The 14,662-nt window shown below is 76.1% G+C and carries 9 protein-coding genes; 7 read left to right on the plus strand and 2 right to left on the minus strand.

The window, feature by feature from the left end; genetic code table 11:
* Positions 1-66: 66 nt before the first annotated feature.
* Complete coding sequence (locus ACFCX4_RS25795) at positions 67-672, minus strand: hypothetical protein (RefSeq protein ID WP_376146815.1); 606 nt, start codon at positions 670-672, stop codon at positions 67-69.
* A 253-nt stretch (positions 673-925) separates the two neighbouring features.
* Here ACFCX4_RS25795 and ACFCX4_RS25800 point away from each other — a divergent pair, with 253 nt between their 5' ends.
* Positions 926-2,794, plus strand: a complete 1,869-nt coding sequence (locus ACFCX4_RS25800; RefSeq protein WP_376146817.1) for a serine/threonine-protein kinase — start codon at positions 926-928, stop codon at positions 2,792-2,794.
* An 11-nt stretch (positions 2,795-2,805) separates the two neighbouring features.
* On the opposite strand, the gene ACFCX4_RS25805 is transcribed toward ACFCX4_RS25800, so the two are convergent.
* Complete coding sequence (locus ACFCX4_RS25805) at positions 2,806-3,351, minus strand: SHOCT domain-containing protein (RefSeq protein WP_376146820.1); 546 nt, start codon at positions 3,349-3,351, stop codon at positions 2,806-2,808.
* Positions 3,352-3,453: 102 nt separating this feature from the next.
* On the opposite strand from ACFCX4_RS25805, the gene ACFCX4_RS25810 reads away from it, so the two are divergent.
* The 6 genes from ACFCX4_RS25810 to guaA all read left to right on the plus strand — a co-directional run bounded on the left by ACFCX4_RS25810 (position 3,454) and on the right by guaA (position 14,586).
* A complete protein-coding gene (locus ACFCX4_RS25810; RefSeq protein ID WP_376146822.1) occupies positions 3,454-4,539 on the plus strand; it encodes a hypothetical protein in 1,086 nt (361 codons plus the stop codon).
* 173 nt (positions 4,540-4,712) lie between these two features.
* Complete coding sequence (locus tag ACFCX4_RS25815; RefSeq protein ID WP_376146825.1) at positions 4,713-6,437, plus strand: protein kinase; 1,725 nt, start codon at positions 4,713-4,715, stop codon at positions 6,435-6,437.
* A gap of 104 nt (positions 6,438-6,541) precedes the next feature.
* Positions 6,542-8,185, plus strand: a complete 1,644-nt coding sequence (locus ACFCX4_RS25820; RefSeq protein WP_376146828.1) for a succinic semialdehyde dehydrogenase — start codon at positions 6,542-6,544, stop codon at positions 8,183-8,185.
* Positions 8,186-8,270: 85 nt separating this feature from the next.
* Positions 8,271-10,061, plus strand: a complete 1,791-nt coding sequence (locus ACFCX4_RS25825; RefSeq protein ID WP_376146831.1) for a GMC oxidoreductase — start codon at positions 8,271-8,273, stop codon at positions 10,059-10,061.
* Between the two features lie 161 nt (positions 10,062-10,222).
* A complete protein-coding gene (locus ACFCX4_RS25830; protein ID WP_376146833.1) occupies positions 10,223-11,941 on the plus strand; it encodes a hypothetical protein in 1,719 nt (572 codons plus the stop codon).
* A gap of 1,049 nt (positions 11,942-12,990) precedes the next feature.
* A complete protein-coding gene (guaA, locus tag ACFCX4_RS25835) occupies positions 12,991-14,586 on the plus strand; it encodes a glutamine-hydrolyzing GMP synthase (RefSeq protein WP_376146836.1) in 1,596 nt (531 codons plus the stop codon).
* Positions 14,587-14,662: the final 76 nt, after the last annotated feature.

Here is a 14,662-nt window from a genome sequence, read left to right on the forward strand (position 1 = left end):
CACCGGGCCCCCGTCGCGCCGCGCGACGGGGGCCCGGTGCCGTCGCGGGGCGGGCCCGGCGGGGCGTCACTGGCGGGTGGCGGCGCGGCGGGTGAGGAGGAAGCCGCCGGTCAGGGCGATGCCGTAGAAGACGAGGTCGAGCAGCCGGCGGTCGGCGCGCCAGAGGGGGAGGGCGTCGCGGAGCAGTTCGCCGTACCCGGTGCCGGCCAGCGCGTGCAGCCGGCGGGTCTGGTTGAGCAGCTGGCCGAGCAGCAGCGCGCCGCCCGCCAGGAGGGCGCCGAGCGGGGGTAACAGCCGGCCCGGACCGCCGAGCCGGCCGAGCGGCCAGGCCACGGCGGCGGCCGGGGCGATGGCCAGCCAGCCCATGGTGCTCTGCGCGCGGAACGGGGCGAGGCCGAACGCCGCGGCGCCGGCCAGGGCCGCGAGGACGGCGAGCCCCACGGCCGCCGCGGTCCGCCGGCGCAGCCGTCCGCGGAGGCCCCTGCGGCCGCCGGCCGCCGGGGCGGCGGTGCCGGTGACCGGGCCGGCGGGGTGGTAACCGGCCACCGGGGCGCCGGGCATCCCGGGGGCGACGTACCCCTCGGGGGTCTCCGGTTCCGGTGCGACCGAGAAGTGCGTGGCCGCGGGCGGCCGGCCCGGCCGGCCCTCGGCGTCCGGTGCGGATGCGGTCATGAACGTCGTGTTCCCCCCGGAAAGACGGTGAGCTGCCGAACGGTAGCAGTGCCCGGAGCGGGGTCGACAGAGTTTTCGATCACAGATCGGGCACGGAGCGCCGCCCGCACCGGGGTGCGTGCCAGGGTGGCCGGGGGCCGGGTGGTCGGGGCCCCGCGTGACAGGGGATGATGGAGGCTTGGGCGTTCGGGCCCGACGCCGGTCCGACGCGCCGTCATCACGACCGCCAGCAGCACATGGGGGAACGTTCCGAATGACCCAGGCGCAGGGTTCCACCGGCCGCCTCCTGGCCGGCCGCTACCGGCTGGACGCGGTGCTCGGGCGCGGCGGCATGGGCACCGTCTGGCGCGCCGAGGACGAGATGCTGGGCCGGACGGTCGCGGTCAAGGAACTGCGGATGAACGCCAGCGTGGACGAGGACGAGAAGCACCGGCTGATCGTCCGCACGCTGCGCGAGGCCAAGGCGACGGCCCGGATCAGGCACAACTCGGCGGTCACCGTCTTCGACGTGGTCGAGGAGGACGACCGGCCGTGGATCGTCATGGAGCTGGTCGAGTCCCGCTCGCTGGCGGACGTGGTCCGGGAGGACGGCCCGCTGGCGCCGGCCCGGGCGGCGGAGATCGCGCTGGACGTGCTCGGCGTGCTGAGCGCCGCGCACGCGCTCGGGATCCTGCACCGGGACGTCAAGCCCTCCAACGTGCTGATCGGCCACGACGGCCGGGTGGTGCTGACCGACTTCGGCATCGCCAGCGTGGAGGGCGACAGCTCGGTGACCTCCACCGGCATGCTGGTCGGCGCGCCCTCGTACATCTCCCCGGAGCGGGCCCAGGGGCAGAAGCCCGGTCCGCCGGCCGACCTGTGGTCGCTGGGCGGCACGCTGTACGCCCTGGTGGAGGGCCGGCCGCCGTACGACCGGGGCTCGGCGCTGGCCACGCTGACGGCCGTGATGACCGAGGAGCTGGCCCCGCCGGCCAACGCCGGGCCGTTGCTGCCGGTGATCGAGGGGCTGCTGGCCAAGGACCCGGCGGAGCGGCTGACCGCCCCGCAGACCCGGTCGATGCTCAAGCGGGTGGTGGCGGAGGCGGTCGCGCGGGCGGAGTCGACCACCGAGCAGGACGTGCCGGTCGCTGCCCCCAAGGGCAAGCCTCCGGTCGCCGGGCTGCTCGGGACTGTCCGGGCGGGCAGCCGGGCCGGGGACGCCGGGAGCGGGGAGACGCCGGTCGGCGGGTCGGCGGCTCCGGCCACCGGCTCCGAGGGCGAGCCGGAGGAGCCGGAGACCGAGGCGGCCCGCCCGGTGACCAGCGAGTGGACGCTGGGCGCGACCCAGGCCGCCGGGGCGGACCCGCGCACCGGCCGGCGGCGGCTGGCGGTGGCGACGGCCGTGGTGGTGCTGCTGCTGATCGCGGGTGTGGTCGCGCTGCTCCAGGCCCTGGGCGGCTCGGGGGACGGCGGTTCCGCGGAGGGCGCGGGCGGCACGTCCCCGGTGGTGGTGAGCTCGGACACCGGTCCGGACGGCGCGGGGCCGGTGACGGCCTCGGAGACCTCGGGCCCCTCGGAGGGCCCGGCGGCCGGGCCCGCGCCCGAGCCCGCCCCCGAGCCGACGCCCACCCCGACGCCCACTGCCACCGCGACGCCGACCCCGACGCCGACGCCCACTCCGACGGCGACCGGGCCCGTGGTGCCGGCCGGGTACCACGAGTACCGGGACCCGAGCGGCTTCTCGGTCGTCCTGCCCGACTGGCTCCAGCCGTCGGGCTCGGAGCCGGCCCGCCGTACCTTCAAGGGCAACGGCAGCACCCTGCGGATCGAGTGGACGACCTCGCCGGGGGCGAGCGCGCTGGCCGACTGGCAGGCCTCCGAGCCGGGCCTGCGCGGCCAGGTGAGCAACTACCAGCGGGTGCAGCTGCAGTCCGTCGCCTACCGGGAGTGGGCCAACGCGGCCGACTGGGAGTGGACCAACGGCAGTCCGCGGTCGCACTCGCTGAACCGGGGCTTCGTCACCGGCTCGCCGGCCAAGTACGGCTACGCGATCTACTGGACGACGCCGGACGCGGACTGGTCGGCCCCGCAGAACGCGCAGGCCCGCCAGACCGCCTTCGACACCTTCCAGCCGGCGGGCTGAGCGGTACCGCGTCAGCCGATGAGGCGCTGCTTCGCCCGGGTGAACTCCTCGGCGGTGAGCGCCCCGGCGGTGTGCAGCGCGGCCAGCCGCTCCAGCTGGTCCAGCAGGTCGGCGCCGGCGGCGGGGGCGGCGACGGCGGCCGGGGAGGGCGCCCGCAGAGCCCCCTGCGAGGCCTCGCGGGCCAGCCGGGCGGCGGCGCGCAGCTGCTCGGCGAAGACCTCGGCCTTGGCCACGTCCTCGTAGCGGTGCGAGCCGGTGAGCGCAACCACCAGCAGCACCTCGCCGTTGATCCGGGTCCGGGTGACGGTCGCGTCGGTGACGGCGGAGAGCGGAACCGGGACCGGGGGCTTGCCGTCCTTGAGGAAGAGCAGCCGGTGGGTCGTCAGCACCAGGACGCCCTTGCGGAAGTGGTCGGGGTGGCGGCCGGCGGTGGAGGCCACCGGCTTCTCGTCCGGCGCGACGTTCGCCTCGACGGTGCGCAGGGCCGCGGCCCGGTGGTCGCTGTTGCTGTTGCCGGCCACGTCGAAGGCCGCGTCGATCAGATCGGTCCAGTCCATGGACCGAGGGTAATCCGGGGGACTCGGGCGGTGCCTCCCGCGGGCGGGCCCTGAGGGCGGGGGAGAAGCCCTAGGCTTGGCGGTGAGCGGAGAGGAACACGCATGCGAGCGGGCCCGGGGCAGGTGCTGGCGGGGCGTTACCGGTTGACGGACCGTCCGGAGGCGCTGAGCGCGCACGCGGTGGACGAGCGCAGCGGTGACGCCGTGCGGCTTCGCGGGTGGGAGCTGCCCGCCTCGGCGGCCGGGGACCCTGATCCCGAGAGCGGCGGGCCGGTGCCCGGGGAGCGGCTGGTGCGCCGGGTGGCGGCGGTCGGTGCCTCGGCGCCGCGGCACTCCCGGCTGCTGCAGGGGGCCGGGGCGTTCGTCGAGGGCGAGCTGCTCTGGACCGTCGAGGAGCGGCCGGCCGGGCGCCCGCTGGCCGCGGTGCTGGCGGACGGCCCGCTGCCGCCGTACCGGGCGGCGGAGATCGCGGCGGACCTCGCGGGGGCGCTGCGGGTGCTGCACGAAGCGGGCCTGGCGCACGGGAACGTGACGGCCGGTTCGGTGCTGGTCTGCGAGGACGGCGCGGCGCTGCTGGGCGGCTTGCTGCCCGGGGTGGCCGAGGAGGTGCTGGCCGAGGAGCTGGGCGGTCCGGGCGGCCGGCGCCGCTACGAGGTGCGGGCCGAGCTGGTCGGTCCGGTGTCCGAGCGCTGGCCGTTGGACGGCGGCCCGGCCGGTGACTGCTGGGCGCTCGGGGTGCTGCTGCACCGGATGGCGACCGGCCGGGCGCCGTACCCGGAGGGCGGGGTGCCCGAGCTGGTGACGGCGGTGCGGGAGGGCCGCCGGGTGCCCTCGGAGGCGTGCGGTCCGCTGGGGCCGCTGGTGGAGCGGCTGGTGCAGCCCGACCCGGCGCTGCGGCCGACGGCGGCCGAGCTCCGGCTGGAGCTGGCGGAGCTGCTGGCGGGCGCGCCGGAGCCGGTCGAGGGCGAGCGGGTGGTGCGGCTGCCGGAGCCGCGGCCGAAGGGGCGGGCCGCGCGCCGCCGGGGCGGGGCGGTCCGCGCCGGGCGCCCGGTGACGGAGCGGGAGGAGCCGGCCGGTCCGGACCGGCCGCCGCGGATTCCGCCGGCGCTGCTGGGCCCGCTGCTGGTCGGCGGGGTGTTCGTGCTGCTGGTGCTCGGGGTGGCCGCGGTGGTCCTGTTCGCGGGCTGACGGGGCTGGTGGGAGCACGGTCGCGGCTGTGGCGGGTGGGGGAGATTACCGGGGTTCACCCGGGGCGCCTAATGTGTCCGTGGGATTTGTTCGATTCAGTGGTCTGCACCGAGTGGTCTGCGCCGGGCCCTCCGTCGCGGTGACGGCAGGTGGATGAGGGGGAGCGGTCGCGGATGGGCGCGCAGGACGGGCCGGAGTCGGCCGAGGCGGAGCGGTTGCTGGCCGGCCGCTACGAGTTGGGCGACCGGCTCGGCCGGGGCGGGATGGGCACCGTGTGGCGGGCCCGGGACCGGATGCTGGACCGCGAGGTCGCGGTCAAGGAGCTGACCGTCAGCCACCTCCCCGAGGAGGACCTGGAGATCCTGCACGCCCGGATGAAGCGGGAGGCCGCCGCGGCCGCCCGGATCAAGCACCCCGGCGTGATCACCGTGCACGACGTGCTGGAGCAGGACGGCCGGCCGTGGATCGTCATGGAGCTGGTCGACGGCCGTTCGCTGGCCGACGTGATCAGCCAGGACGGCACGCTGCCGCCGCGGGCCGCCGCCGAGGTGGGCGGCCAGGTGCTGGCCGCGCTGCACCGGGGCCACCAGCTGGGCGTGCTGCACCGGGACGTGAAGCCCGCCAACGTGCTGCTGGAGCACGGGACCGGCCGGGCGGTGCTGCTGGACTTCGGCATCGCGACCTACGAGGGCTCGGCCGAGCTGACCCGGCCGGGCGACCTGGTCGGGTCGCCGGACTACCTGGCGCCGGAGCGCGCCCAGGGCGAGCGGCCGGGACCGGCCTCCGACCTGTGGGGCCTCGGGGCGACGCTGTACGCGGCGGTGGAGGGCGACTCGCCGTTCCGCCGCACCTCGCCGCTGACCACGCTGGCCGCGGTGGTCGGCGATCCGCTGCCGGAGCCGCGCCGGGCCGGGCCGCTGGGGCCGGTGCTGGCGGCACTGATGGCCAAGGACCCGGCGGACCGGCCGAGCGCGGACGAGGCGGCCCGGATGCTGGCCGAGGTCGAGGCCGGGCACACCGTCGGGTTCAAGCCGGTCACGCCGGTGCGGACGCCGACCCAGGCGGTGCCGGTGGTGGACCGGGCGGGCGAGGCGAACGGCGCGGGCGGGCCGTCGGCCGGGGCGTCGGAGGCCGTCACGGTGCCGCGTCCCACGGTGCCGGTCACGCCCTCGGCGGAGGCCGCGGAGCCCGCCACCGGTGAGGACCGCGCCGGGGCCGACCCGGCGCACGGGGCGGCCGAGGGGGCGCCCGCCGGGCCGGTCACGCCGGTGCCGCACACCGATCCGCCCTCGCGCCGGCAGGCCAGGCGCAGGGCCGCGCTGCAGCTGCTCGTGGTGGCCCTGGTCGCGGCGGTGGCCGTCGCGGCGACCTTCCTGCTGACCCGGCACGACGCCGCACCGGAGAGCGGGCCGCCGGTGCCCGCCGACGGCGGCACGCCCGCGCCCAGCGGCTACCGCTGGGTGGACGACCCGGCGGGTTTCCGCTTCCCGCTGCCCGCGACCACCCCCGTCTGGCAGCGCACCAGCACGCCGGACAACCAGATCTACTACAGCCCCGACGGCAAGGTGCACTACCTGCAGTTCGCGGTGACGGTGGGCCAGTCGGTCAAGCCGCTGGAGCACATGCGGCAGCTGGAGGGCACCGTCTCCAAGTCGCTGAAGGAGTACAAGCAGCACAAGCTGGCCGGCATCGCGGTGAACGGCCACGAGGCGGCGGTCTGGGAGTTCAGCTACTCGGCGAAGGAGGGCGGCCGGCGCCGGGCGATCGAGGCCGAGTTCATCGACCAGGACGGCACCAGCTACGCGATCTACTCCTCCAGCCCGGAGCGCGGGAACGAGTGGAACGAGGCCGAGCAGCGTTTCAACGCGGTGCTGCACTACTTCACCCCGACCCGGTGAACTGCTTCACCCCGACCCGCTGATCCGGCGGGCCCCGGCCGGCTGCCCGTTTTGTGGTTACCGACGGGTACCGAAGTGGGCGCCGAGCGCCTAGGCTGCGCCCTATGACGGACCTCACAGCAGCTGCCACGGCCGACGACCCCGCCGGCGCCGGCTCACCGGGCCGCAACCCCGCCGCGCCCGGCGGCGGGCGCACCGTCGCCTCGGCCGTGCCCGCCTCGCTGGTGACCCGCCTCGCCGCCGGGGTCACCGCGGCCGGCGAGCCCAGCGTGGTGGAGACCGTCGCCCCGCTGACCGGCGAACGGCTGGCCGGCCTGCCGCGGTCCACCCCCGCGGACGTCGAGGTCGCCTTCGAGCTGGCCCGGCGCGCCCAGCCGGCCTGGGCCGCCCTGCCGGTCCGCCGCCGCGCCGCCGTCCTGCTGCGCTTCCACGACCTGCTGGTCAAGCGGCAGGACGAGGTGCTCGACCTCGTCCAGGCGGAGACCGGCAAGGCCCGGCTGCACGCCTTCGAGGAGGTCCTCGCCGTCGCCATCGCGGCCCGCCACTACGGCCGCGCCGCCCACGCCTACCTGCGCGACCGGCACCACCTCGGCGCGGTGCCGGTGTTCACCCGGGCGATCGAGGCCCGCCGCCCCAAGGGCGTGATCGGCCACATCTCGCCCTGGAACTACCCGCTGGAGCTGTCGGTCGGCGACGCCCTGCCGGCCTTCGTGGCGGGCAACGCGGTGGTCAACAAGCCGGACACGCAGACCGCGCTGACCGCGCTCTGGGCCCGTGAGCTGATGATCGAGGCCGGACTGCCGGCCGACCTGTGGCAGATCGTGATCGGCGACGGCCCGGTGATCGGCCCGGCTGTGGTCGAGCACGCCGACTACGTCTCGTTCACCGGCTCCACCCGGACCGGCCGCGAGGTCGCCCGGCGCGCCGCCGAGCGGCTGGTCGGCGCCTCGCTCGAACTCGGCGGCAAGAACGCCATGCTGGTGCTGGCCGACGCCGACCTCGACCGGGCCGCCGAGGGTGCCGTCCGGGCCTGCTTCTCCTCGGCCGGCCAGCTCTGCATCTCGATCGAGCGGCTGCTGGTGCACCGCTCGGTGGCCGACGAGTTCCTCGCGAAGTTCGCCGCCCGCACCCGCGCGCTGCGGCTCGGCGGGGGCCTCGCCTACGGGGCCGACATGGGCTCGTTGGTCTCCGCCCGGCAGCTGGGGACCACCACCCGGCACGTCGAGGAGGCGGTGAAGGCCGGGGCCACCGTGGTCGCCGGCGGCCGGGCCCGGCCCGACCTCGGCCCGTTCTTCCACGAGCCGACCATCCTGGACGGCGTCACCCCGGACATGGCGGTCTGCGGCGAGGAGACCTTCGGCCCGGTGGTCTCGGTCTACCGCTTCGACACCGAGGAGGAGGCGGTGGCCGCCGCCAACTCCACCCCGTACGGCCTCAACTCCAGCGTCTGGACCAGGGACGCGCGGCGCGGGCGGGCGATCGCGGCCCGGCTGCGCACCGGCACGGTGAACGTCAACGAGGCGTACGGCGCGGCCTACGGCTCGGCCGGTTCGCCGATGGGCGGCATGGGCGAGTCCGGGCTCGGCCGGCGGCACGGCGCGGAGGGCATCCTGCGGTTCACCGAGGCGCAGACCATCGCGAGCCAGTGGCTGCTGCCGCTCGCGCCGGCGCTCGGCCAGGACGACCGGCAGTACGCGGCGATGATGACCGCCGGGCTGCGGATGCTGAAGGCCCTGCGCGTCCGGTAGCCGGACCCGGCGGCGGCCGGTGGCCGTCCGGTCCGCGCGCCCTTCCGCACGACAATCCGCAGGACTTCCGAAGGAGCGGTGGCAGATGGTGGATCCGGCGGACGGCCGGGAGCCCGACTACGACGTGGTCGTGGTCGGCTCCGGCTTCGGCGGTGCGGTCTCGGCGCTGCGGCTGACCGAGAAGGGGTACCGGGTGGCCGTCCTGGAGGCCGGGCGCCGCTTCGACCGCGACGAACTGCCCCGGAGCTCCTGGGACGTGGCCGCCTACCTGTGGGCGCCGAAGCTCGGCCTCTACGGCATCCAGCGCATCCACCTGCTGGCCAACGTGATGATCCTGGCCGGCGCCGGGGTCGGCGGCGGCTCGCTGAACTACGCCAACACCCTCTACGTGCCGCCGAAGGCGTTCTTCGAGGACCGGCAGTGGAGCCACATCACCGACTGGGAGGAGGAGCTGGCCCCGTTCTACGACCAGGCCCGGCGGATGCTCGGGGTGCGGCTCAACCCGACCGTCACCCCCTCCGACGTCCACCTGAGGGCCGCCGCCGAGCGGATGGGCGTCGGCGACACCTTCCACATGGCGCCGGTCGGGGTCTTCTTCGGCGACGGCGGGGACGCCGGCGGCACGGTGCGGGCGGCGCCCGGCGAGGAGGTGGCCGACCCGTACTTCGGCGGCGCCGGACCGTCCCGCCGGGCGTGCGTCGAGTGCGGCGAGTGCATGACCGGCTGCCGGCACGGCGCCAAGAACATGCTCACCGAGAACTACCTGTACCTCGCCGAGCGGGGCGGGGCCGAGATCCACCCGCTCACCACGGTGGCCCGGATCCGCGAACGCGGCGAGGGCTTCGCGGTGGACGTCCGGCGCACCGACGCCCGGTCCACCACCGACCCGGTCCGGGCCGGGGCGCGCACGATCACCGCCGCCCGGGTGGTCGTCGCGGCCGGCACCTACGGCACCCAGACCCTGCTGCACCGGATGCGGGCGGCCGGGCACCTGCCCCGGATCTCCGCCCGGCTCGGCGAGCTGACCCGGACCAACTCCGAGGCGCTGGTGGGCGCGCAGACCACCGACCGGAGGTACGGGGCCCGCGCGGACTTCACCCGGGGCGTGGCGATCACCTCCTCGATCCACCCGGACGGGAACACCCACATCGAGCCCGTGCGGTACGGCAAGGGGTCCAACGCGATGGGCGCGCTGTCGATCGCCCAGGTGCGCGGCGGCGGCCGGGTGCCGCGCTGGCTGCGCTACCTCGGCAACTCGGTGAAGCACCCGGTGACCTTCGCCCGCTCGATGAACCAGCACCGCTGGTCGGAGAGGACGATCATCGGCCTGGTGATGCAGTCCCTGGACAACTCGATCACCGTCTCGCTGAAGCAGAAGGGCCTCGGCAAGGGCACGCTGACCTCCGGCCAGGGCCACGGCACGCCCAACCCGACCTGGATCCCGGCCGCCGAGCGCGGCGCGCAGGCGCTCGCCGACGAGATCAACGGCTTCCCCGGCAGCAGCGTCGGCGAGATCTTCGACATCCCGATGACCGCGCACTTCCTGGGTGGCTGCCCGATCGGCGACTCCGCGCAGACGGGCGTCGTCGACCCCTACCACCGGCTCCACGGGCACCCCGGGATCAGCGTGGTGGACGGTGCCGCGGTCTCCGCCAACCTCGGCGTCAACCCCTCGCTGACCATCACGGCGCAGGCCGAGCGGGCCATGTCGATGTGGCCCAACAAGGGCGAGCCGGACACCCGGCCCGCACCCGGCGGGGACTACCGCCGGGTCGCGCCGGTCGTGCCGGTCGCCCCCGCGGTGCCCGACGGCGCGTTCGGCGCGCTGCGGCTGCCGTTGCTGGCGGTGCCCGAGGTGCCCGGGAAACGGGAGTAGCCGTCTCCGCGCCCCGGCGCGCGCCCGCCCGGCGGGTCGCGGACGCCCGGGCGCGCCCCGGTGGCGTGTGACCGGTTGACAGCCGTCCGTGCCCGGTGAAAGAAAAGGGGCGCCCCGGGGGGATCCAGGGGCTCGTTCGTTCGGACGGGGGGACGCGGTCCATGGCCATCTGCGCATCCTGCGGCGCGGCGTCGGCGGAGGGGGCGCTCGGCTGCGCGTCCTGCGGGCGGCCGCTGTCGCCGCCTTCCGCGGTGCCGCCGTACCCGCCACCGCCTCCGTCCGTGCCGCCGGTCCCGCCGCCCCCGCCGCCGTCCGCACCGCCCGCCGGGGCGGTGTCCGGGCCGGGGACCACCGGGAGCTGGGGCGCGGGCCGGCCCTACGACCCGGCCACCGGCCGCTCCGCGGTGTTCGTCCGGGTGGCCGGCGCGGACTGGCGCCCGGCGCTGCGCGTGGTCCTCGCGCCCACCGCCGTGCTGCTGCTGGCCGCGCTGGTCGTCGCGTCCCCGGAGACCTTCTTCCCGTACACCGTCGTCGCCGACCCGCCCTCCTACGGCACGCGCTTCGGCACCGCGCTGGTGATCGTTCTGGGCGCCCTCGGCGCGCCGTTCCACCTGGACGTCGACGGCGGGGGCACCGGTGCGGGCGCCGTACTGGGCGGTGGCGGAGGGACGCTCGTCCGCGCGGTGCCGATGACCATCACCGTGCTGTGGCTGCTCGCGCTCTGGGCCGGTCTGAGGATCGGGGCGCGCCGCCGGCAGGAGCGCACCGGCGAGCAGCAGACCCGTCGGCAGGCGGCCGGCGAGGCGGTGCGCGTCGCCGTGGCCGCGGCGGCCGTCACCCTGCTGCTCGGTCTGGCCGGCGGCGCCGCCTGGCACCCGGGCCGCGGCGGCTTCGGCCTGGGCGACCCTGACGCCCCCCGGGGGTTCGGCCGGGTCGCCTACGAGTCCTCGGCCGGCTGGCTCCAGGCGGCGGGGTGGACGGCGCTGCTCGCCGGGCTGCTCGCGTTCGCCGTGCACGGGACGGACGCCCTGCGCTGGGCGGCCTGGCGCAACCGGGCGGTGCGCGGCTGGGCGGTCGCCGGGCTGGCGGCCGGCCGCGCGCTGGCGGTCTCGGCCGGACTGTCGGCGGTGGTCGCCCTGGTGCTGGTCGCGTTCCGCAGCGGGGAGGAGCAACTCGGCGGCGAGCTGACCGGCGCCGCGACGGCCTTCCTGCCCAACGTCGGCCTGATGCTGCTCGGCCTGGGCTCCGGGGCGACCTTCCGGATCCGCACCGAGCGCCCCGCCGCCCGTGCCTCGGACTGGCTCGGGAACCCGCGCGACGTCGACGAGTACTCCTTCTTCGACCTGGACGGGGCGAGCGGCGACTGGCGCTGGACCGGGCTGCTCGCGCTGGTCTGCGTCGCGGTGCTCGGCTGGACGGCGTACCGGCGGCGGCTGGACCTCGCGGACCGGATCCGGCTCGCGGTGGTGCACACGGTCGTGCTGAGTCTGCTGATGACCGTCTCCGGGCTGCTGATCTCCGCGACGTCCGTCGTCCGCTACCTCGGCGAGAACCGGGACATCGGGTACGAGACCGAGGTCTCCCTGGTGCCGTGGACGCTGCTGGCGGCCAACGCGCTCTGGGCGGCGGCCGGTGCGCTGGCGCTGCCGCCGCTGCTGGCGGCCCGCGACCGCCGGGAGCCGCCGGTGGCGGAGGTCCCGGCGCAGGAGCCGACGGACGACGGGCCCTTCGCCGGGCCGGTGGCGGCCGGGATGCCGCCGTCCGGGCCGGGCACCGCGGCCGTGGAGGTGATCGGGTCCGGCGACGGGCGCCGGGGCACCGGGTGGCGGCCGGGCGACGACGGACCGGAGGACCCGGGGGTCTGGAGCCGGAGGCCGTAGCAGTCCGGCCGGCGCGGCCTCCGGTACCGGTGGGCGCGCCGGGCCCGGACAGGGCAAAGGGCCCCGCGGGGGAACGGGGCCCTTTGTCGTTCAGCACGCGGCGTCAGGGCTGCGCCGGTGCTGGATGACGGCGCCGGGGGAGTAGCGCCGTCCGGACGGTTGGTCATGGGAGGGTGCGTCGCCGCGGCTCCGGCGGGGATGGGCCGGGCGCGCGGGCGCACAGGTCGTGGCGGCGGTCCGGCGCACAGGACGCCGTCGGACCATCGCTCACGGAGCGTGAGGTGGCAAGCCGTGTCGCCGTGGGTCTCGGCGGCACCGGGACGCACTCCACTGGTGGCCCTTCGGCCACCGGGAGAACCTCTTCCACTCAGCATCGTGCTGGACGGAGGGCATGGTCTGCAACCGATTCGGCATGATTCGGTACAGGCGGTTTTCGGCCGGGCCGCCGGCCGGCCCGAAGGCCGGGGTTCCGCTCCGGACCGCGCGGGCCCGGGGAAGGGCGGCCCGCATGATCACGGTGCGTAGTGATGCCGCCGAGGAGCGCACGAAGACGCGCGTAGCGGCGCGGGGACGGCGGGCGGGGTGCGCCGGGATCGCACCCGGGTGCGGCGGCCGGCCCCGGGCGTCCCCGGCGGCCGGCCGCCCCACCTCCTTGGTCCAGTCGCGGCCGGGTTCGCTGTCCCCTGCTGGCCGGCCGCAGCACCCGCGCACGGTCCCACGGCGCGCCGCTCCCCGGCCGGGGCCGGGGGTGCGGCGGCGCCACGCGCGCCGGTGGACTGGGGTGAGCTCCACGCGTGGTCCTGCAGTGCCGTACGGCTGCGCCCTGGCCGGGGCGGAGGCGACGCGTCTGGCGGACGCGGTGCGGTCGTACGGTCCGCCCGGAGCAACGAAGCGGCCACCGCGGCGGTCACGGCCGCCGGGGCGGGCAGACGAGTGAAACCGGCCAGGCCGGTAGACTCGGTGGCAGACCCCCGCCCGTCGCCCGCCGCGCACCCTCCATGGGGCGTGCCGCGCGCGGCACCTTTCGTAACGCTGCCGGAAGGCCGTCCGTGTCCTCTGCTACTCCCGTCCAGTCCGTACCTGAGACCGACACCGTCCTGGTGGTCGACTTCGGTGCCCAGTACGCCCAGCTCATCGCCCGTCGGGTGCGTGAGGCCCGGGTCTACAGCGAGATCGTGCCGAGCAGCACGCCGGTCGCCGAGATGCTCGCCAGGAACCCGAAGGCGATCATCCTCTCCGGCGGTCCCTCGTCGGTCTACGAGGAGGGCGCGCCGCAGCTCGACCGCGCGATCTTCGAGGCCGGCGTGCCGGTCTTCGGCATGTGCTACGGCTTCCAGCTGATGGCCAAGACGCTCGGCGGCACCGTCGACAACACCGGCGCCCGGGAGTACGGCCGTACCCCGCTGACCGTCTCGCGCACCGGCTCGACCCTGTTCGAGGGCGTTCCGGCCCAGCACTCGGTGTGGATGTCGCACGGCGACGCCTGCTCCGCGGCCCCCGAGGGCTTCACCGTCACCGCCTCCACCGACGTGGTGCCGGTCGCGGCCTTCGAGAACGACGAGGCCCGCCTCTACGGCGTCCAGTACCACCCCGAGGTGCTGCACTCCGACCACGGCCAGCAGATCCTGGAGCACTTCCTCTACCGCGGTGCCGGTCTCGCCCCCACCTGGACCACCGGCAACGTGGTCGAGGAGCAGGTCGCGCTGATCCGTGCCCAGGTCGGCACCAAGCGCGCCATCTGCGGCCTGTCCGGCGGCGTGGACTCGGCGGTCGCCGCCGCCCTGGTCAACAAGGCCATCGGCGACCGGCTGACCTGCGTCTACGTCGACCACGGCCTGATGCGCAAGGGCGAGACCGAGCAGGTCGAGAAGGACTTCGTGGCCGCCACCGGCGTGCAGCTGAAGGTCGTCGACGCGAAGCAGCGCTTCCTCGACGCGCTCAAGGGCGTCAGCGACCCGGAGGAGAAGCGCAAGATCATCGGCCGGGAGTTCATCCGGGTCTTCGAGCAGGCGCAGGCGGAGATCGTCGCCGAGGCCGGCGAGCACGGCGAGTCGGTCGACTTCCTCGTCCAGGGCACCCTGTACCCGGACGTGGTGGAGTCCGGCGGCGGCACCGGCACCGCCAACATCAAGTCCCACCACAACGTCGGCGGCCTGCCCGAGGACCTGCAGTTCGCGCTGGTCGAGCCGCTGCGCAAGCTGTTCAAGGACGAGGTCCGGATGGTCGGCCAGGAGCTCGGCCTGCCGGAGGAGATCGTCCAGCGCCAGCCGTTCCCGGGCCCGGGCCTGGGCATCCGGATCGTCGGCGAGGTCACCGAGGAGCGCCTGGACCTGCTGCGCGAGGCCGACGCGATCGCCCGCGAGGAGCTGACCGCGGCCGGTCTGGACCGGGAGATCTGGCAGTGCCCGGTGGTCCTGCTCGCGGACGTCCGCAGCGTCGGCGTCCAGGGCGACGGCCGCACCTACGGTCACCCGATCGTGCTGCGCCCGGTGTCCTCCGAGGACGCCATGACCGCCGACTGGTCGCGCCTGCCGTACGACGTGCTGGCGCGCATCTCGACCCGGATCACCAACGAGGTCCGCGACGTCAACCGGGTGGTGCTGGACTGCACCAGCAAGCCGCCGGGCACCATCGAGTGGGAGTGAGCACTCCCCGTCCCGGCCGGTCCTGAACCGGCAGTGAACGCCCGCGCCGCCGGCCCCGTACCAGGGGTCGGCGGCG

The organism is Kitasatospora sp. NPDC056327 (assembly GCF_042261735.1).
In the GTDB taxonomy this organism is placed as follows: Bacteria; Actinomycetota; Actinomycetes; order Streptomycetales; family Streptomycetaceae; genus Kitasatospora.